Annotated in this window: 16 protein-coding genes; all 16 read left to right on the top strand. The window is 52.9% G+C overall.

Features of this window, described 5'->3' with window-relative positions:
* Position 1 precedes the first annotated feature (1 nt).
* Positions 2-1147, top strand: a complete 1146-nt coding sequence (locus tag NST23_RS27975; protein ID WP_340965121.1) for a VanZ family protein — start codon at positions 2-4, stop codon at positions 1145-1147.
* A 152-nt stretch (positions 1148-1299) separates the two neighbouring features.
* The gene (locus NST23_RS27970; protein WP_173597222.1) at positions 1300-1659 is read left to right on the top strand and encodes a YxeA family protein; all 360 of its coding nucleotides are present in this window, start codon (positions 1300-1302) and stop codon (positions 1657-1659) included.
* Between the two features lie 18 nt (positions 1660-1677).
* Complete coding sequence (locus NST23_RS27965; RefSeq protein WP_340965119.1) at positions 1678-2715, top strand: DUF418 domain-containing protein; 1038 nt, start codon at positions 1678-1680, stop codon at positions 2713-2715.
* Between the two features lie 147 nt (positions 2716-2862).
* Complete coding sequence (locus NST23_RS27960) at positions 2863-3573, top strand: response regulator transcription factor (protein ID WP_340965117.1); 711 nt, start codon at positions 2863-2865, stop codon at positions 3571-3573.
* 3 nt (positions 3574-3576) lie between these two features.
* On the top strand, positions 3577-4983 hold the full coding sequence (locus NST23_RS27955) for a sensor histidine kinase (protein ID WP_340965115.1): 1407 nt from the start codon (positions 3577-3579) through the stop codon (positions 4981-4983).
* 323 nt (positions 4984-5306) lie between these two features.
* Entirely contained in the window at positions 5307-6695 is a 1389-nt protein-coding gene (locus tag NST23_RS27950) for an amino acid permease (protein ID WP_217021997.1), read from the top strand.
* 191 nt (positions 6696-6886) lie between these two features.
* Positions 6887-7936 (top strand): LLM class flavin-dependent oxidoreductase, encoded by a 1050-nt coding sequence (locus NST23_RS27945; RefSeq protein ID WP_340965113.1) that lies wholly within the window; start codon positions 6887-6889, stop codon positions 7934-7936.
* Between the two features lie 168 nt (positions 7937-8104).
* Entirely contained in the window at positions 8105-8632 is a 528-nt protein-coding gene (locus tag NST23_RS27940) for a hypothetical protein (protein ID WP_217021999.1), read from the top strand.
* A gap of 4 nt (positions 8633-8636) precedes the next feature.
* Positions 8637-9560 (top strand): helix-turn-helix transcriptional regulator, encoded by a 924-nt coding sequence (locus tag NST23_RS27935; protein WP_340965110.1) that lies wholly within the window; start codon positions 8637-8639, stop codon positions 9558-9560.
* A gap of 574 nt (positions 9561-10134) precedes the next feature.
* The gene (locus tag NST23_RS27930; RefSeq protein ID WP_340965222.1) at positions 10135-10980 is read left to right on the top strand and encodes a DUF2785 domain-containing protein; all 846 of its coding nucleotides are present in this window, start codon (positions 10135-10137) and stop codon (positions 10978-10980) included.
* A gap of 217 nt (positions 10981-11197) precedes the next feature.
* The gene (locus tag NST23_RS27925) at positions 11198-11977 is read left to right on the top strand and encodes a DeoR/GlpR family DNA-binding transcription regulator (protein ID WP_340965107.1); all 780 of its coding nucleotides are present in this window, start codon (positions 11198-11200) and stop codon (positions 11975-11977) included.
* A 28-nt stretch (positions 11978-12005) separates the two neighbouring features.
* Positions 12006-12869, top strand: coding sequence for a class II fructose-bisphosphate aldolase (locus NST23_RS27920; RefSeq protein ID WP_242773521.1), 864 nt, complete (start codon positions 12006-12008; stop codon positions 12867-12869).
* A 43-nt stretch (positions 12870-12912) separates the two neighbouring features.
* Positions 12913-14004: a bifunctional phosphoglucose/phosphomannose isomerase gene (locus NST23_RS27915; RefSeq protein ID WP_287102676.1), complete on the top strand. Its 1092-nt coding sequence runs from the start codon at positions 12913-12915 to the stop codon at positions 14002-14004.
* Between the two features lie 2 nt (positions 14005-14006).
* Positions 14007-14951, top strand: a complete 945-nt coding sequence (locus NST23_RS27910) for a 1-phosphofructokinase family hexose kinase (protein WP_340965102.1) — start codon at positions 14007-14009, stop codon at positions 14949-14951.
* 18 nt (positions 14952-14969) lie between these two features.
* Entirely contained in the window at positions 14970-15980 is a 1011-nt protein-coding gene (locus NST23_RS27905; protein ID WP_309538530.1) for an ROK family protein, read from the top strand.
* A gap of 14 nt (positions 15981-15994) precedes the next feature.
* On the top strand, positions 15995-19099 hold the full coding sequence (gene ebgA / locus NST23_RS27900; protein ID WP_340965099.1) for a beta-galactosidase subunit alpha: 3105 nt from the start codon (positions 15995-15997) through the stop codon (positions 19097-19099).
* Positions 19100-19187: the final 88 nt, after the last annotated feature.

The raw sequence follows: 19187 nt of genomic DNA, 5'->3' as shown, positions 1-19187 counted from the left end.
CATGTCGGCATATTTCATACCGATTCAAACGGCATTTATCGCATTCATCCTGCTGGGATTCGTGCTGGTCATTCCCTGGCTGATCTACAGCTATCGGAAGTACGGCTTTTTGAGCCTGTGGGCTTCCATCGTGGCCTATTCTTTTATGTACTATATGTTGTCTGCTTTGTTTCTGGTGCTGTTGCCTTTGCCGGAGTCCCGCAACACATGCGCCTACCAATCAGCGGATACCGTGTATTACTCGCTGATCCCTTTTTCCTTCGTCACAGATACGTTGAAGGATGGGGCGATCGTCTTGTCCAATCCCGCGACGTACATGCAGATTTTCAAGCAGAGCGCTTTCTGGCAGGCAGCCTTCAATTTCTTGCTGTTGCTGCCGTTCGGGGTCTACTTGCGCTATTTTTGGCAAGACAAGCGGTATTGGAAAAAGGCATTTGGCTTCGGCTTTGCCCTCTCCCTGTTCTATGAAATCACGCAGGTAACCGGGATTTACGGCATCTACAATTGTCCGTACCGCATTTTTGACGTAGACGATTTGATGCTGAACAGCACAGGCGCGCTTGCTGGCTACTGGATTGGCCCGATCATTCTCGCCTTGTTCCCGTCCAAAAAGACGCTGCTTGCGAAAAAGGCAAAAATCGAGTCTAGCCGACTGGTGCCGCCGCTGTCGCAATTGCTGGCAGTGTGGGTCGACTATTTCTTGATTCAGGCAGTCTGGCTGGTCACGATCGGATTGTTCTCGTCCAATGACGTGATGGAGCTGGTGTACACCACGGTCGGTTTCCTCGTTGTGTACTTCGTCCTTCCGCTGCTGTGGGGCGGCCAGACAGTCGGAACGAGATTGCTGCGTTTCAGGCTGGCAGGCCCGCAAGGAGAGGTTCCTTCGTGGAAGGCGCTGTTAAAAAGGGCGTTTGCCCTGTACTTGCCTTGGGGAGTCTCGACTTTCATTGGAATCTTGAGTCGGGTGGAGATCGAGATGGATTCGGCACTGTACCCGATCCACGTCTGGATGACCGTTGTCCTCTTCGCGTGCATGGCGATCATGGTCGCCGTTCTCTGCCTGCATGTTGTGCTCGTGCTTCTGAAAAAGGGAGAGCGTACCTTCTACTTTGATGCCGCCGCCGATATCGTTCCGAGCAAAAAGTGAATACGTTGTAACCGCAACAGCAAATCTCTGAGCGAGGTTTGCTGTTATTTTTTTAAGGATTAGTTAAGGTTCGGATTAAAACGCTGTAAGGTACGGACAGCTATAATCGTCTCAGAAGCAATCAAAAGGACACGAGGTTGGGAGAGGAAGTCATGAAAAAGAGCATGATTACGTGGATCGTCATTGCCGTCATCCTGATTGCTGCCGTGCCGCTTATGCAAAAAGTGAATTTGAACAGGCTGGGAGCAGACGTCTACTATACGCAAATTCAAGGAGAGGGCAAGAAGCTGGTCGACAAAATCGGCGGCGGAGAGACGCTGGTCCGCTACGAATACGAGTTGCCCGCCTACGACCAGGACGGCAGTCAAAAGACATTTACTTTCACGGCAGATAAACAACTGCGGGAAAAAGCATACTTGAGTCTGTTTGTGAAAGAGGGCAAAGGCGTGACTTCTTATCAGGAAGTAGCCAAGGAAGAATTGCCAAAGAAAGCGGACGAAAAACTGCAATAAAGAAAGGAGCACAGTCTAATGAATCCCTCTGTCCCGCAAAAGGAACGGATTGTCGCTTTAGATATCATTCGCGGTCTTGCCTTGTTCGGTATTTTGTTTATTAACATCAAAGGCTATATTATTCTGACGGAAGGAATGAGCATTCCTGAATTTACAGGAGTGAACCAATGGATTGATACGCTTACCCTCATTCTCATTGAAAAGAAATTTTTCTCGATTTTCTCGTTTCTGTTCGGAGTAGGGTTTTACATTTTCGCTTCACGGGCCGAGATGCGGGGAGACAGGCCGCTGCGCCGTTTTTCCCGGCGCTTGCTGATGATGTTTTTGATCGGAATTGTGCATGTGTTTATTTTTTGGGGCACGATCTTGCCAGCTTACGCACTGATTGGATTTCTCCTGCTGCCGTTTTACCGGGCAAAGCTTGCCACGATCAACAAATGGCTCGCCGGAGTTGTCGCTGTGTACGTAGTGGCGCTGATTGCCAAGCTGATCGGAACAGAAGGTGTCCTGTCTACGGTGCTTGATGTGATCATCGGTGATTGGACTTTGATTTTCACTATGTTTTTGGCTGGGTTCTCTGTCGCAAAGGCTGATCTGATCAAACGCGTCGGTGAATGCAAAAAGCAGCTGCGTCTTCTGGCAGCAAGTTTGTTGCCTGTCGTCGCTGGTTTTGCGATCTGGACGTGGTTTGCTTCGGCAGGAGCAGCCGAGAGTTTGCAGCTGATCGTTTCGCTTGGCACGATTCCAACGGTCTTGTTCTATGTCGCTGTGATGTTTTTGCTTCTGGAGCATGCGGCGATTCGCGCTTTCTTCGCGCCAGTTGCCCGGGTCGGACAGATGGCGTTGACCAATTACGTGGCGCAAAGCTTTATCGGCTTGCTGATCATTTCGATCATGGGGCTGGAGTATGTATCTCCGGTGAATGTCGTCATCATCGCCAGCCTGATCTTCGTCGTCCAAATCATTTACAGCAATGTGTGGTTCAAATTTTTCGCGATGGGGCCATTGGAGAAGATGTGGCGCTTTATGACGTACGGCAAGCAAAAGGCGAAATAAGCAATCATGGCGCGCGCAAAAAGGCTGGCAGCAAAAGTCTTTTTGCGCCTTTTCTCTATGGAAGAACGGCTTGGCTTGCTAAATGGAGGGCGGTCAGGCATACTCTCACATAAAAAGGGTTCGGTTTTTAAAGGAGGCGAAGCGGCAATGTCCGGGAAAAAGGTACTGATCATTGACGACGAAGAAGATATTTTGAAGCTGATTCAAACGGTTCTGAAAAAAGAAGGGATCGAGCACGTCTGGACTTCGACCACCGCCAAGGACGGCCTGGCTCAATTTCAGGAGAAAAAGCCCGACCTCGTGCTGTTGGACATCATGCTGCCAGACGGAGAAGGTTATGAAGTATGCAAACAGATCAGAGGCTTTTCCAAGGTGCCGATTTTGTTCATCTCCGCTAAAACCGAGGAAATTGATAAAATTTTGGGCTTTGCCATTGGCGGCGATGACTATATTACGAAGCCGTTCAGTCCCAAGGAGCTTGCCTACCGGGTCAAAGCGCAACTGAGAAGAGCCGATTATGCGGTCGTTGAGCCTGTAGTTGAGGAAGATCCTGTGTTCAAGGCTGGGCCGTTTGAGTTGGACCCGCAAAAAGCAGAGCTTTTGAAGAACGGCAGTCCGATTGACTTGAAGCCGAAGGAGCTTGGGCTGATGAAGGTTTTTTTGGCAAACGCCAACAAAGTCATCAGCAAGGAAAAGCTGTACGATACGGTCTGGGGCGAGGATTTTATCGGGATCGACAACACCGTCATGGTGCACATACGCCGACTGAGGGAAAAGATCGAGGACCAGCCTTCTTCTCCCGAATATTTGATTACCGTGAAGGGTTTGGGTTATAAACTGGTGATCGAGGAGCAGTGATGGATGAAGTGGAAGGTCACAGGACGGTATTTGCTGTCCGTTGTCTTGGTTGTGATTTTGGTTATTTTCATCAATTTTTTCGTTATGCTGGGATTATTTATTGCGCAAAAAGGCTTCGACGTCCCGATTTTTCAGGATCAGGCGGCTTCTCCCGAGCAATTTACGAGAGAGTTTGAGCAGCGGCTCGATCTAGCGGGAGACAGCATCGCGATAACCGCAGAAGGAAAAGACGAGCTGCAAAAGAAAAACGCCTGGCTACAGGTTCTGGACGAAAACGGCAATGAAGTGTTGACTTACCGAGTGCCCGCCGGACTAAAGAAGCATTACACGCCCGCAGACATGATTCAAATGTACAAATACCAGGAAGTAGATGGGGATACGACCGTTTTCGTCGGGGAAAAGGCAAGTGCAGCAAAGCGCTACAGCTACTTGATCGGGATTGAAAACCGCGACTTGAACAGGTACGTCATTTTCTACGACAACCAGGTTATCTTGCGCGCATTCAATGTAGGACTCATCATTTTTATGATCGACATCCTGATCGCTTTGTGGATTGGCTATTGGTTCAGCAAGCGGCTTACGCAGCCTATGCATTCGCTGATCGACGGGATCAAGCAGTTGGCGAACAATCAGTTTTACGTCCATTACAAACCGGAAGGCGTCTACCAGCACGTATTCGATAACTTGAATCAGCTGTCGCACCAGTTGCAGGCGAACGAAAAGGAACGCAAAAAGCTCGATCAATTAAAAGAGGAATGGATCGCCAACATTTCCCACGACATGAAGACGCCGCTTGCTTCGATTCAAGGCTACTCGGAAATGATCAAGGACCCGGACTATCAGTTTACATGGGACGAGATCAGGGAGTACGCAGGAATTATCGAGAAAAAGTCAGTGTATATCAAAGAAGTCATCGAAGACCTCAATTTGACGACACGCTTGCGGAACAAAGAACTGTCCATTCAAAAGAAGACGGTCAACATCGTTACCCTTTTGCGCGGCATCGTGATCGACATCCTGAACGATCCCAAGTATGCGAAGCGCCACATTGAGTTTACGGTAACCGAAGAGTTCATCCCCGTGGAAGTCGACGAAATCTTGATGGTGAGAGCGATCAACAATCTGATTTACAATGCGATCGTCCACAATCATGACGAGGTGAAAATCGAGGTGAGCGTGGAAAAGCAAGAACGCGTGCATATTTCGATCAAGGACGACGGGAAAGGGATCAAGAAGGCGGAGCTGGAGCGGATTTTTGACCGCTACTACCGAGGAACGAACACAGGCGATGCCCACAAAGGATCGGGGCTTGGGATGGCGATCGCACGCGATATCATCGACGCACACCAAGGCGAGATTGTCATCAGCAGCGAAGAAGGACAGGGGACGTCGATTGAGATTGTGTTGTAAGACGTAGACTAAGGCGAGACACCTGCATAAGGTGTTTTCTTTTTGTGCAAAAGAATTTATTTTATCTATCATATATTTTTTAATTTTATATAATTCGAATATATTGATTTACCAGCTATTTTTCCAGGGAATATAATTGTTATTATCAAAAAAACGTATTACAATAAACAAGTGTTGCTGAAGTAAAGCATTAATAGGGAGAAGAATAATCTGACCAACTATTAGGAATGCTTTACAAGAGCTCACATGAAGTGGATGGTTTGCCCATGTTCCACAGTTTTCTGAGCATACGCTAGCCAAGGCAGAGAGGAAGAAGAACCGAAGTGGAAAACAAAGAATTGAAAAGGGGTCTGGAAGCTCGTCACATTCAGATGATCGCTTTGGGCGGCACGATTGGTGTAGGGCTATTCATGGGCTCTGCAAGCACGATCAAATGGACAGGTCCATCCGTAATGCTTGCTTATGCAATTGTAGGAATTTTTATATTTTTTATCATGCGCGCCATGGGAGAAATGCTGTATGTGGAGCCAAGCACTGGCTCATTCGCAACTTTCGGGCATAAGTACATTCATCCGTTAGCTGGTTATTTGACGGCCTGGAGCAACTGGTTTCAGTGGGTAGTCGTCGGGATGTCGGAGATTATCGCGGTCGGGGCGTATATGAAGTATTGGTTCCCTGATTTGCCAGCCTGGATTCCCGGGATTATTGCCATGGTGATTTTGGGCGCAGCGAACTTGTTCTCCGTTAAATCGTTTGGTGAGTTTGAGTTCTGGTTTGCCATGATCAAGATCGTTACGATTGTGTTGATGATTATTGCCGGACTTGGCCTGATTTTCTTCGGAATCGGCAACGGCGGTCATGCGATTGGCTTATCCAATCTGTGGGAAAATGGCGGTTTCTTTACCGGCGGCTGGACAGGCTTTTTCTTCGCTTTGTCATTAGTGATCGGGGCTTATCAAGGGGTTGAGTTGATCGGGATTACGGCTGGTGAGGCAAAAGATCCGAAGAAGACGTTGACCAGCGCGATCCAGAGCATCATTTGGCGGATTCTGATTTTCTACATCGGTGCGATTTTTGTAATTGTAACCGTTTACCCGTGGGATCAATTGCAGTCGATCGGCAGTCCGTTCGTAGCGACGTTTGCCAAGATCGGCATTACCGCAGCAGCGGGACTGATTAACTTCGTAGTCATCACCGCAGCGATGTCTGGCTGTAATAGCGGGATTTACAGTGCAGGCCGCATGCTGTATACACTCGGTGTCAATGGACAGGCGCCGAAAATTTTCACCAAGCTGTCCCATAACGGTGTGCCGCTTTTGGGAACGATCGGTGTTCTCGTCGGCTTGGGTGTCGGCGTCATCCTGAGCTATATCGCGCCGGAAAATCTGTTTGTGTACGTGTACAGCGCGAGCGTGCTTCCAGGGATGATTCCTTGGTTTGTGATTTTGATCAGTCAAATCAGATTCCGCAAACAAAAAGCGGCTGAACTGGGCAACCATCCGTTCAAGATGCCGCTTGCTCCACTGACGAACTACATTACCATCGCCTTTTTGCTGATGGTGCTGGTCGGAATGTGGATCAACGATGACACGCGCATCTCGCTGATTGCCGGGATCGTGTTCCTGGGGATCGTGACACTTAGCTTCTACGCTTTTGGCATTAACAAAGCCGTTCCGCTGGATGAGCAAGCAAAGAGCGGCGAGCGAAAATAAATATGCAGCAGAAAGGGACATCAGCGACGATGTCCCTTTTTTTATTCAGACGCGATATGTACGATACGCATTCGAAAAGCGGAAAAGTGGAAGGCTGATGGAGGGAATGCAGTTGCAGGCTTGAAATTTAAGATAGAGATTCTTAAAATAAAGATATTATTCGGAGCGAGAAGAAGAGGGAGGGCTTTGTGGTGGAGATTGGCATTAGCACGTTTGTAGAGACGACTCCTGATGCACAGACAGGTGAGGTCATCAGCCATGCGCAACGATTGCGGGAAGTCGTCGAGGAAATTATTTTGGCCGATCAGGTAGGACTGGATGTATTCGGCGTGGGCGAGCATCATCGCGAAGATTTTGCGGCGTCTTCACCTGCGATGGTGCTTGCGGCTGCTGCGCCACAGACCAAACGGATACGGTTGACTAGCGCAGTTACCGTGTTGTCTTCTGCTGATCCGGTGCGGGTTTTTCAGGATTTTGCTACACTCGACGCGATTTCCAACGGGCGTGCAGAGATCATGGCGGGTCGAGGTTCTTTTATCGAGTCTTTTCCGTTGTTCGGTTATGACCTGAACGATTACGACGAATTGTTCGAAGAAAAGCTGGAGCTGCTGCTGAAAATCCGCTCGTCGGAAAAGGTGACCTGGCGAGGCAAGCATCGCGCGGCCATTCAAAATCTCGGCATTTATCCGCGGCCTGTGCAGGACCCGTTGCCCGTCTGGATTGGCAGTGGCGGGAATACGCAGTCGGTGATCCGGGCAGGACTGTTGGGACTTCCGCTCGTTCTCGCGATTATCGGCGGGCGTCCGGTGCAGTTTGCGCCGTTAGTCGAGTTGTACAAGCGAGCAGCGATCCAGGCAGGCCACGACCCGCGAAAGCTGAGCGTGGCTTCCCATTCACACGGTTTTGTCGATTGGAACACGGAAGCGGCAGCGGACAAATTTTTCCCGCCAACCCAGCAAGTGATGAACGTACTCGGACGGGAGCGCGGCTGGGGGCATTACGACCGATCGAGCTTTGACGCGGCGAGAAGCTTTGAAGGCGCGCTGTATGTCGGCGACCCGGAGACGGTGGCAGCGAAAATCATTCACCTGCGCAAACAGGTCGGGGTTACCCGCTTCATGCTGCACGTACCTGTGGGCACGATGCCGCACGACCAGGTTATGCAGGCAATTCGGCTCCTGGGCAGCGAAGTCGCACCGCGCGTACGCGAAGAGGTTGCGAAGTGGGAAGCGACTCAGTGAGTACATTCGGGAAGAGCGCAAGGCAGTCGTTGCATCAGGCAACAGGCTGTCTTGTTCTTTTTTTTTCGTCCAAATGTTTTTTCGAGCGAAAAAGGGAGAGACATAAATGGCAGATGAATCGTATAACTTGTAAGCAAATTCCAATCTGTCCATAAGGGTGAGTTTCCAGTGAAAAAAGCGCTCATCGTCTGCTTTGCGTTGGTCGTCGTGGCGGGCTTGCCAGGTTGCGGCCCGGAACAAGCCGCCAATCAGAGTCCAGTAACCATATCGGAAGGCAAAGGCACGTCCCAAGTGGAGGAAGCACAAAATTCTCCCGAGTATAATCAAATCTTCAACTATATGAAGGAAGAATCGAAAAAGGCTTTCTCCGCGCATTACGAATTGCTCGGTTTCGAGTTGTCTGATTATCAGGAGTCGAATGTGGCAGGAAAGGTGGAAGCTACTTTTGGCTACAAAGTGATGTACAAAAATTTTGACAAAGACCCGGACACCGTCGCCTACATCAAGGAGGCAAAAGAAAAGGGCGATCCCCACTACCAGCAGCTTCACGATGAATATTTGCAGCAAAAAGAAATGAATTTTCAACTGAAAGCCGTCATCGAAAACGCCGATTCGGTCACGCTTTATACCAATGTGAATCCGAAAGGGATACAATGGGAGAAGGTTGTCATGTCTGATTTTATTTTGGAGAAGTAAGCGAGTGCGAGTAAACCGATTGTTATCCATGCTGCTCATTTTATCGCAAAAAGGGATGGTCACCGGAAAAGAGCTTGCCGACCATTTTGAGGTTTCCTTGCGAACGATTTATCGGGATATCGAAAAAATAGGGGAAGCAGGCATTCCCATTGCTTCGCTTGGAGGACGGGGCGGAGGGTACTACTTGATGGAACATTATCAGGTAGACAATCTGTTTCTGAACAAAGAAGAAGCCAATCTGTTTCTGGCAGTAGTGAACGATCTTGATTTTCTGTTCGGCAAAAATGAGGCGTTTAACGATGTGCTGCTCAAGCTCGGGCATACATGGAAAAGGGACAGTGGCGCCGCAGACAAGTGGAGCGTGGACATGTCCCATTTCAGCATGGAAGAGGAGCTGAGAGAGTACCTGCTGCTCATGAATCGGGCGATCACAGAAAACAGGCTGCTTCACTTCGAATACATCAACAGAAACATGGATGCTGCGTGCCGAGTGGCAGAGCCTGTGCAGATCGCGTTTACGTCCGGGCACTGGTTTCTCGTTGCCTTTTGCCGGGTTCGCAATCAGTACAGAAGGTTCAAGCTCGTGAGGATGAGGAACCTGACCATCGGGGAAGTTTTTGCAAAAAGAGCGGCTTCCCGAGAAGAGATCGCAAAAACGATCGAAGCGAGCTATCAGGAACGCGGGGTTACGGTGACATTGCGGTTTTCCAGCCGGATTGGTGAACAGCTCACCGAGTATTTTTCCAAAGAGAGTATTACTAAAGGAACGGACAGTCAGTACATCGTAGTGAAGTCGTTCCCGTATGAGGAAGGGCTGCTGAAGTTCATTCTGGGCTTTGGCAAGGACTGCGAGATTGTCGAACCTCACTTCCTGCGGGAAGAATTAAAAGAATACGTTCGGGAACTGCTGCTTTCCTACAATGGCTGACAGACTGGTGTCAGTCATTTTGTTTTATAGTGGGGGTGTGAAGACAATGGCTGGTGAAACGGATGTGATCAGGCATGACAAACTCGCTTTCCTGCACAGCAACATGGCTGCGGCATCAGGGGCGCATGTTTTACTGTCGCTACTCGTTGCGACAAGACGCTCCTGCGGTTATTTTCATAGCGGGTTTGGGAGATAGCTGCGAGACGTGGGATAAGGTGCAAGCCCGGATCGCGCAGATGGCATCGACCTTTTCCCATGACAGGGCGGGCATCGGCAAAAGCGAGGCGGCCGCCAAAGTTCCCCGGACCTGTGCTGACTTGGTGGAGGAGCTTTGCGAGCTGATAGCGCAGACCCCCGTAAAGCCGCCCTATATTTTGGTCGGCCAGATTACGCACAAAATGATTGGCCCCACGAGGAAGTCTTGCAGATTGAACAGCAGTTGCAAGCCGATTTTCAAAGACTGTCGACGGCGAGCCGGATCAAGGTAGCCAAGGATAGCGGACACGAAATTCATCATGACGACCCTGATCTTGTGGCGGAAGAAATTACGATAATCGTGAATGAGGTGCGAAAAATGAGCGAAATCAAGCAGCAATTTGTCCGGGATATGGAGAGAATCGCAGCGAATCAATATCAGCTTGGCGCAGGTGAAAAGCCGGGGGACTTCGTGGAGCTGATGCTGCAATACATCGGCGACCCCGATCCACAGTTGCGGGATGAATCGATCTATCCGACGTTTTACGCCTGGATTCATCGCGAAAACAAGTTCACAGAGGGCGAGCTGCGCCGTTTGCTGCTCGTGTTGACGGATGAGCAGCATTTGTTTTATCAGATTGGCAGCGCCGGGGATGACAGCGTGTTTACGCGAACTTTTTCTGTCCTGCCGATCGCTTTGATTTTGGGACAGCATCGGAAGCAGCCTTTTCTCGATCAGGACGTTTTTGAGCATGTCAAACGGGCGTTGCTGCGGTATTACAGGGAGGAGCAAGATTTGCGCGGCTATGTTCCCGAGGGCGGCTGGGCGCACAGCGCGGCTCACGGAGCGGATGCGTTGGACGAGCTGATTCAGTGCCCGGAGAGCGATGAGGCGTTGCAGTTGGAGGTGTTGGACGCCATTGCCGGGATGCTGCACAACGGCGCGCATATTTTTTGCGAGGAAGAGGACGAGCGGATGGCGACGATTGTCCATACGATGCTTGGAAAAGAGTTGCTGCCGATTGAGAGGATTGCCGATTGGATAAACAGTCTGGCTGAGTGTGGCAACTGGCCGCGGAGCCGCAGCCAACGCATCGCCCAGGTGAACAACAAGCAATTTTTGCGTGCGCTCTTTTTCAGAAAAACAGGGCCGCAGGGCTGCGATCAGCGTGTCGCAAGCGCAATAGTGGGCGCAGAAGCGAAGCTGAACCGATTTGCGGAGTGAAGGGCTTGGGGAAGACAAAAACACAAGGACACTTTCGATTCCATGCGGAGGTGTCCTTTTGGCATGTTTGCCTCTGCGCAAAATGATTATGTGAAATTTTCTGAATACGGTTTGACATTCTTTTTTCTCGGGTGATATGATCTAAATGAAATAAAACGAAAGTATACAAAATAAAACGAAAGACAAAATAATCGCTGTAGTAAGGAAGTGAAGCATCATGCTGGCAGCTGAACGGCACAGCAAAATACTCGAGCAATTGAGAGCGGAGCAAAGCGTGACAGTCAGCGAACTCAGTCAGGCTCTCGATGTATCGGAAGTGACGATTCGCAAAGATTTGATCAAGCTGGAAAACGACGGGCTGTTGACGCGCATACACGGAGGGGCGACGATCACTGACTTTCTCCCTGTGGAACGCAGTTTTACCGAAAAGCTCGCGGAGCGCAGCGAAGAGAAGCTGGCGATTGCCCACCAGGCGCTATCCCACATCCAGCCTGGCGACACGATCATGATTGGCGCCGGAACGACGACGATGGAGCTGGCCAAGCTGCTGCGCGGGATGAACGATCTGACGGTAGTCACCAACGCGGTCAATATCGCGATGGAGCTGAACAGCCAGGGAAAACATCACGTCATTTTGATCGGCGGGGAGATGCGGCACAAGTCGTTTGCGCTCGTTGGCTCTGTTGCCGCAGAAAACTTGCGCAATCTGTCTGTCTTCAAATGCTTCATCGGAGCCGATGGCATCCATCCGGAGCATGGACTGACCACATTGAACCTGGCCGAAGCGCAGATCAACCAAGTAATGATGGAGCGGGCGAGAAAAGTGTACGTGCTGGTCGACTCCAGCAAGTTTGGCGAAACGCATTTAGCCAAATTTGCTGGAGTGTCTGACGTGGACCGGATCATTACGGATGCAGCCGCACGCCCTTTTGTGGAAAGGTACGTAGAGCTTGGCATCAACCTGGAGCTGGCCAGTCCGCAAGGGGTATCGAGATGAAGCTGAGCAAGGGAATGGGGGAATCGTTATGGCGTTAGTATCATCGACACAAATGCTTGGGGAAGCGCGGGCGGAAGGGTATTGCGTCGGGGCGTTCAACGTTCACACGCTGGAAATGCTGCAAGCGGTAGTGGAGGCGGCAGAGGAAGCGAACGCGCCGCTGATTTTGCAGACGACGGTTGGAACGGTGCGGCATCTGGGACCGGAGTATGTGGCAGCGATGGCCCGGGTGGCGGCTGAGCGCGCTCGGGTGCCGATTGCCTTGCATCTCGACCACTGTCAGGAGGAGGAGCTGATCGCCCGGTGCATCAAGGCCGGGTATACATCGGTCATGATTGATGCCTCCATGCACCTTTTTGCGGAAAACGTGGAGCGGACGCAGCGGGTGGTGACATTGGCCAGGGCTTTTGGAGTCAATGTGGAAGCGGAGCTTGGCAAGGTCGGCGGGGTCGAGGACGATCTGGTCGTGGATGACGCAGACGCTTCTCTGGCTGACCCGCTCGAATGCGAGCGTTTTATGGAGCTGACAAAAGTCGATACGCTCGCACCAGCGATTGGGACGGCTCACGGAATCTACAAAGGGGAGCCGCGCATTGATTTTGTCCGCCTGGAGGAAATTGCCCGGCGCGTCCCGGCACCGCTAGTGTTGCATGGCGGCTCCGGGATTCCTGAAGCGCAAGTCAAACGGGCTGTCGCGCTGGGGATGGCGAAAATGAATGTGGCGACAGAGCTGCGCATCGCCTTTTCCAATGCGATTAAAGCAACGTTCGAGGAGCACCCAGCAGAAAACGATCCGCGCACCTACATGAAGCGGGCCAAGCAAGCCGTGAAGGAAGTGGCGCTCGCCAAGATGGAGATGTGCGGTTGCACGGGAAAAGCGTTGGTCAGGTAAGGGTAAGCCAAAACAAGCGATAGCGAGGAAAGGGACGATTGGCATGCGTATCAATCTGGATGATGTGAAGGTTTTGCGAGAGCTGGATACGATTCGGGCGTTGCAGGACACAGAAGCGTATGAGGAGCAGTTCCAGGCAGGCCTGAAATTATCTGATGATTTTGATGTATCAAACATTTCTGCTCCGATTGAAAATATTTTGGTACTGGGCACGGGCGGCGGCTCGGCTGCGAGCGTCAACCTGATCAAATCGTATTTGTTTGACGAGCTGCAAGTCCCGCTGCAACTGAATCAAGGCTACACGATCCCGGCTTTTGTCAACGAGCGCACGCTTGTGATCGTCGTCAGCCACTCCGGCAACACCGAGGAAGTGGTTAGCGGATATGAGGCAGCGATTGCCAAAAGCGCGCAAGTAGCTGTCATCACCGCAGGCGGAACGGTGCTCGACATGGCGCGGGAAAATGGGCATGCATACTTGCTTGTGCCGGGCGGAATGATGCCGCGGATCGTGCTTGGCTATATCTTTTTGCCGATCCTCGCCATCCTGACCAAGCTGCAGCTTGTTTCCGACAAGCGCGCCGAGGTAGAGGAGACGATTGCCCTGTTTCGGACCTGGAAGCAGGAATACGGGCCAGATTCGCCGATCGAGCAAAACGAAGCGAAGCAAATCGCGGTGGAGCTGGATGGGCTGGTGCCTGTTGTGTACGGAACGCTGCCTTATTTTGATGCTCCGGCCTGGCGCTGGAAAAATCAGTTGGGGGAAAACAGCAAGCTGATGGCTTTTTGGAACGCCATTCCGAGCTTGCATCACGACGAGGCGGTCGGCTGGGATTCTCCTGCGGCTCTTTTGAAAGGCTTTCATTTTACACTGATTCGAGATTGCGAGGACAGCGAAAAGACGGTGAAGCGGGTAGAGATTAGCGCGGATATTTTGCGAGAGCGCGCAGGGGCGGTGCGGGTTGTGCATTCGCGCGGCGAGTCACGTTTGGCCCGGTTGTTTTCCATCGTCTATTTGGCTGACTTTGTCTCCTTGTATGCTGCCTTGATTAGAGGTGTTGACCCTACCCCTGTGGAGGTCATCAATTTGTTTAAACAAAAAATGGGGCAGCCGCTCGTGACCGTGCAGGTGAAATAGCCATGCTCGTCACAGTGACGCTGAATGCGGCGATCGACAAAACGTACCGCCTCGCTCATTTTCGCGCGGGGGAACTGCATCGCACTCAGGAAGTATGGAGTTTGCCGGGGGGAAAAGGCATCAATGTAGCGCGGGTCGCGAATACGCTGGGCCAAAAGGTAGTGACGAGCGGGTTTGTGGCGGGGCATAACGGGAGGTTCATCGCCGAAGGATGCAACCGCGAAGGGATAGCCACCTCGTTCGTCGAGGTGCAGGGAGAGTCGAGGCTGTGCCTGACTTTTCTCGACGAGCAGGCAAAAACGGTGACGGAAGTATTGGAACCGGGGCCAGCGGTTGGAGCGGATGAGCTGGCTTTGCTGCAAGCGAGGTTGACGCGCTTGGCCCAGCAAGCGACGTATGTGGTTTTTTCCGGGAGCTTGCCGCGCGGACTTCTGGTGAACACGTACGCCGTACTCATAAAAGGGCTGGCTTCCTCGGGAGCCAAATGTGTTCTCGATACGAGCGGTGCGGCGCTGGCAGAAGGGATCGGGGCAAAGCCTGAGTTGATCAAGCCGAATCAGCCCGAAGCGGAGGCGATTCTCGGCTACTCGCTGGACAGCGACGACGCCCGGTATCGAGCCGTTCGCGAGCTGTGCAGTCGTGGCGCCAAGCGGGTGCTGCTCTCGCTGGGACAGGAAGGAGCCTGGTTCGGCGATCAAGACCAGACATGGCGCATCTCGGCTGTCCCGTTGGCCGAAGCAGAAGTGAACAACACGGTAGGGTGCGGCGATTCGCTGCTTGCCGGAGTGCTGACCGGGCGCATGCGCGAGCTGGCATGGCCGGACGCAATCCGGTTGGGCATGGCTTGCGCTGCTGCGAATACAAGCTCGTTTGGGGCAGGCGTGGTGACGGCCGAGGCCGTTCAGAGCATGATGAACAGGCCGATGCATGTGGAGCAGGTTGGGTAAAGGAGAGGAGGGAGTGTCATGCGTCATGTAATCGGGCTGGATGTCGGCGGCACCACCATGAAAGGCGCGGTTATGGACGAGGCAGGGCGGATTTTGGTTCGGGGAGAAAAGGAGACGCGGGTGTACAACAATTTGCCCATCCTGATTGAACGAATGGCTGGGCTCATTGATGAATTGCGGAAGCAAGCAAAAGGGAGCGTCGAAGCGGTAGGCATCGGCTTTCCCGGTCCGTTCGACGCCGAGCGCGGCATATCGGTACATTCGCCCAATTTTCAGCTCCATCAGGCGGACATTCGTACGCCGCTCGCCAGGCTGGTCGACTTGCCGCTGTTTTTTGACAACGACTTGCGCACGGCTACGCTTGGGGAAGCCGTATTCGGAGCGGGACGGAACGCGTCTCACCTCGTCTTTGTACCACTCGGCACAGGCGTGGGAGCGGGGATCGTGAACGAAGGACGGCTCGTTACTGGCAGCAGCGGGTTTGCGGGAGAGATTGGGCATGTCCATGTTCCCGGGCTGACCGCTGCCTGCAATTGCGGCAAGATCGGCTGTGCCGAGACGGTCGCTTCTGCTACGGGAATCGCGAGGTTGGCCCGCGAGCGACTTGCTCGGGCGCTGGCGGAAGGAGCGCCAAACGCGGAACTGTCGTCGGTCATGCATGCCTTGTGCGGCGGTGAGCTGGAGCGCCTGACAGCGGAACACGTGGCAAAAGCGGTTGCGCAGGAGGATCGGCTGGCGATCGAGGTATGGGAAAAAGCGTGCGACGTCATCGGCTGGGCGCTGTCTGTCCTGATCAATGTGTTCAACCCGCAGCTTGTGGTGGTAGGCGGAGGCGTTTGCCGTGCCGGGGAACTGCTGCTTGCGCCTGTGCAAAAAAGCGTAGCGCGCTATGCCATGGATGTCGTGGGACAGCAAGCCAAGGTTGTTTTGGCGCAGCTTGGGGCAGATGCAGGAATGTTGGGTGCGGGAGCGTTGGCGCTGCAAGCGATGCAGCGGAAACAAGGCACTTGCGAATCGTTACGAGGATAAAGGAGTGGACGCAGATGAAACAACTGAATGACTGGGCAAACCATCAGCTGCTGCAAAGGAACCGCTTGTCGGCTCGGGCTTACTTTTTATCGTACCCGGAGGCGACGCAAGCATTGACTTACGACAGGGGCGCGACCCCGTGGTTTCAGCTGTTGAATGGGCAGTGGCAATTCGCCTATGCGACATCGCCGCTGAGTGCCCCGGATGACTTTTTTGCCGACGACTATGACGCTGCGGAGTGGGGGCGAATCCAGGTTCCGGGTCATTGGCAGCTGCAAGGCCATGGGAAGCCGCACTACACCGACTTGTACTACCCGTTTCCCGTCGATCCGCCGCATGTGCCTTCCGATAATCCGACTGGCTGCTATTTGCGCGAGTTTACCGTTTCGCCGGAATGGGAACAGCATCAGGTCATTTTGCGGTTTGAAGGGGTGGACAGCGCTTTTCACGTTTGGCTGAACGGCGCAGAGGTTGGCTACAGCCAGGGAAGCCGCCTGCCGTCCGAGTTCGATGTGACGGAATTGCTGCGTACCGGGAAAAATCGTCTCGCGGTTCAGGTGTATCAATGGTCGGATGGAACGTATCTCGAAGACCAGGACATGTGGTATTTGAGCGGCATTTTCCGCGACGTGTCGCTGATTGCCCGGCCCAAGCTGCACGTCAGGGATGTGGCGGTCGTAACCGAGCTGGACGACAAGTATCAGGATGGCATCCTGCGTGTGCGCGTACATGTGGAAAACAGCGGGGCGGAGCGACTTGGCGGGGTAAGCGTGACAGCCAAATTGCTCGATCAGTTCCGGCAGCCTGTGGCGGCGGAAGTGCAGCGGATTGGCGGTACGGTTGAAGCAGGCCAGGAAACGCTCCTCGATCTGCGGTTGCCCGTGTCAGGGCCGAAAAAATGGTCGGCGGAGGAGCCGAATTTGTACCACTTGCTGCTGGAGCTTGGGCAGGAGGCGAGCGGAACGGTGGAGGTCATCCCGATTCGCGTCGGCTTCCGTTCGATTGAGGTAAAAGGGAACAACTTTTTCGTCAATGGCGTGCCCATTCGTCTGAACGGCGTCAATCGGCACGATCACCACCCCGATCTCGGGCGCGCCGTTCCTTTTGAAACGATGCGCGAGGACGTGCTGACGATGAAGCGCCACAACATCAATGCCGTTCGCACCGCGCATTACCCGAACGATCCGCGCTTTTACGACTTGTGCGATCAATACGGTCTGTACGTCATGGATGAAACGGATTTGGAGACGCATGGCTTCCAGTTGACCGGGAACATCAGTCAGCTCAGCGACGATCCCGAGTGGGAGAACGCCTATGTCGAGCGGATGGAACGCATGGTCGAGCGGGACAAAAACCATCCGTCGATCATCATGTGGTCGCTCGGCAACGAATCCGGCTTCGGCTGCAATTTCCGCGCGATGGCGGCGTGGTGCCGACAAGCCGATCCGACCAGACTCATTCATTACGAGGAAGATCGGGAAGCGGAAGTATGCGATGTGTTCAGCACGATGTACTCTTCCGTCGAAAAAATGATGCAGCATGGAGAAAACGAGCAATTGCAAAAGCCGCATATCATGTGCGAGTACGCTCACGCGATGGGCAACGGTCCTGGCGGCTTGCGCGATTACGCCGACGTCTTTGACAAGTATCAACGCCTGCAAGGCGGCTTTGTCTGGGAGTGGATTGACCACGGTCTGCGTCAATGGACGGAAGATGGACGGGAGTATTTTGCCTACGGGGGAGATTTTGGCGACTACCCGACGAACGGCAACTTTGTCATCGACGGTTTGATCCGTCCTGACCGCACCCCGTCGCCTGGTTTGCTCGAATATAAAAAAGTGATCGAGCCGATTACGGCAGTCGCAGTCGACTTGAAAGAAGGCGTCGTCACTCTGCACAATCGCTACGATTTTTGCACGCTCGATCACGTGCGGATGGTTTGGAGCATCACCGCAGATGGACATGTTTTGCAAAGCGGAACGATGGGTCTGCCTGACGTAAAAGCAGGAAGCCGTGCAGACGTCGTGATCCCGTATAAAGTGCCGGAGTTTGCAGCAGAACAAACCGATTATTGGCTTACCGTATCATTTGTGCTTGCCCAAGATGAGGCATGGGCGCACGCCGGGCATGAGCTTGCCTGGGCACAATTCGCTTTGCCAGTGCCCGCGCCGCAGCCAGCAGCAGCGCTTTCCCGGAAAATCTCGCCTGGACATCTGGAAGCGGCAGAAACGAAGCGAGAAATCACACTTGCAGGCGGCGACTTCCGGTTTGTTTTTGACAAAGCAGACGGCGTGCCCAAAAGCTGGGTGTTTGCGGGCAAGGAATTGCTTGTTGCGGGGCCGCGGCTGACGTTTTGGCGGGCGCCGATCGACAATGACATGTACGTGGTAGAAGACTGGCGCAAGGCGTTTCTGGACCGTTTGCAGACACGGGTCGACTCGGTCGCTTTGCAGCAGGAACGCGATGATCGCGCCGTCATTGTTTGCGATGTGCGGATTGGCCCGCCTGTCTACGCCTGGGCATTTGCCTGCCGATACACGTACACGGTATTCGGAAACGGCGAAGTGCATGTTGAGGTGCAGGGAACACCGCACGGCACGCCGCCAGCCATGTTGCCGCGAATCGGCTTGAAGCTGTTGATTGCCAAAGATTTGGAGCGCGTATCCTGGTACGGCCTCGGCCCAGGGGAGTCGTACAGCGACAGCAAGGAAGCGAATCGCGTCGGCGTATACCACGCCAGTGTCGATGAGCTGTACACGCCGTATGTGTTCCCGCAGGAAAACGGAAACCGCACGGACACGAGATGGATGTCGATCACTGATCAGCGCGGGATAGGTTTGTTCGCGAGCGGCCAGCCGACGATGGATTTCAGCGCCCTTCGCTACGATACAGACGATCTGGAGCAGGCCAAACATGTGACCGACTTGGTGAAAAGGGACTATGTGACGCTGCATCTGGATTATCGGCAAAACGGTCTGGGAAGCAACAGCTGCGGTCCCAAGCAATCGGAACAACATGCGTTGCGTCCAGAAGCATTCCGCTTCCAGCTACGCCTCGCTCCCTTTTTCAAAGACGCCATTTCGGAAATCCAGTTGAGCAAACAGCAAATAAGTGACTAAAGCACACCTATTAGCCACCTGAAAAACGTTGTACAATTTAATTAAAGATTGAATAGTGCAACTAATCGAATAATGGTGGTGGTTCTGT

This window comes from Brevibacillus sp. FSL K6-0770 (genome assembly GCF_038000275.1).
In the GTDB taxonomy this organism is placed as follows: Bacteria; Bacillota; Bacilli; order Brevibacillales; family Brevibacillaceae; genus Brevibacillus; species Brevibacillus parabrevis.
The sequence above is the reverse complement of the archived record's forward strand: the minus strand, read 5'-3'. Positions and strand labels throughout refer to the sequence as shown.

Coding starts and splice junctions, on each gene's coding strand:
- NST23_RS27975 (WP_340965121.1), top strand. CDS start 2: ATGTCGGCATATTTCATACCGATTCAAACGGCATTTATCGCATTCATC.
- NST23_RS27970 (WP_173597222.1), top strand. CDS start 1,300: ATGAAAAAGAGCATGATTACGTGGATCGTCATTGCCGTCATCCTGATT.
- NST23_RS27965 (WP_340965119.1), top strand. CDS start 1,678: ATGAATCCCTCTGTCCCGCAAAAGGAACGGATTGTCGCTTTAGATATC.
- NST23_RS27960 (WP_340965117.1), top strand. CDS start 2,863: ATGTCCGGGAAAAAGGTACTGATCATTGACGACGAAGAAGATATTTTG.
- NST23_RS27955 (WP_340965115.1), top strand. CDS start 3,577: ATGAAGTGGAAGGTCACAGGACGGTATTTGCTGTCCGTTGTCTTGGTT.
- NST23_RS27930 (WP_340965222.1), top strand. CDS start 10,135: ATGAGCGAAATCAAGCAGCAATTTGTCCGGGATATGGAGAGAATCGCA.
- NST23_RS27925 (WP_340965107.1), top strand. CDS start 11,198: ATGCTGGCAGCTGAACGGCACAGCAAAATACTCGAGCAATTGAGAGCG.
- NST23_RS27920 (WP_242773521.1), top strand. CDS start 12,006: ATGGCGTTAGTATCATCGACACAAATGCTTGGGGAAGCGCGGGCGGAA.
- NST23_RS27915 (WP_287102676.1), top strand. CDS start 12,913: ATGCGTATCAATCTGGATGATGTGAAGGTTTTGCGAGAGCTGGATACG.
- NST23_RS27910 (WP_340965102.1), top strand. CDS start 14,007: ATGCTCGTCACAGTGACGCTGAATGCGGCGATCGACAAAACGTACCGC.
- NST23_RS27905 (WP_309538530.1), top strand. CDS start 14,970: ATGCGTCATGTAATCGGGCTGGATGTCGGCGGCACCACCATGAAAGGC.
- ebgA (WP_340965099.1), top strand. CDS start 15,995: ATGAAACAACTGAATGACTGGGCAAACCATCAGCTGCTGCAAAGGAAC.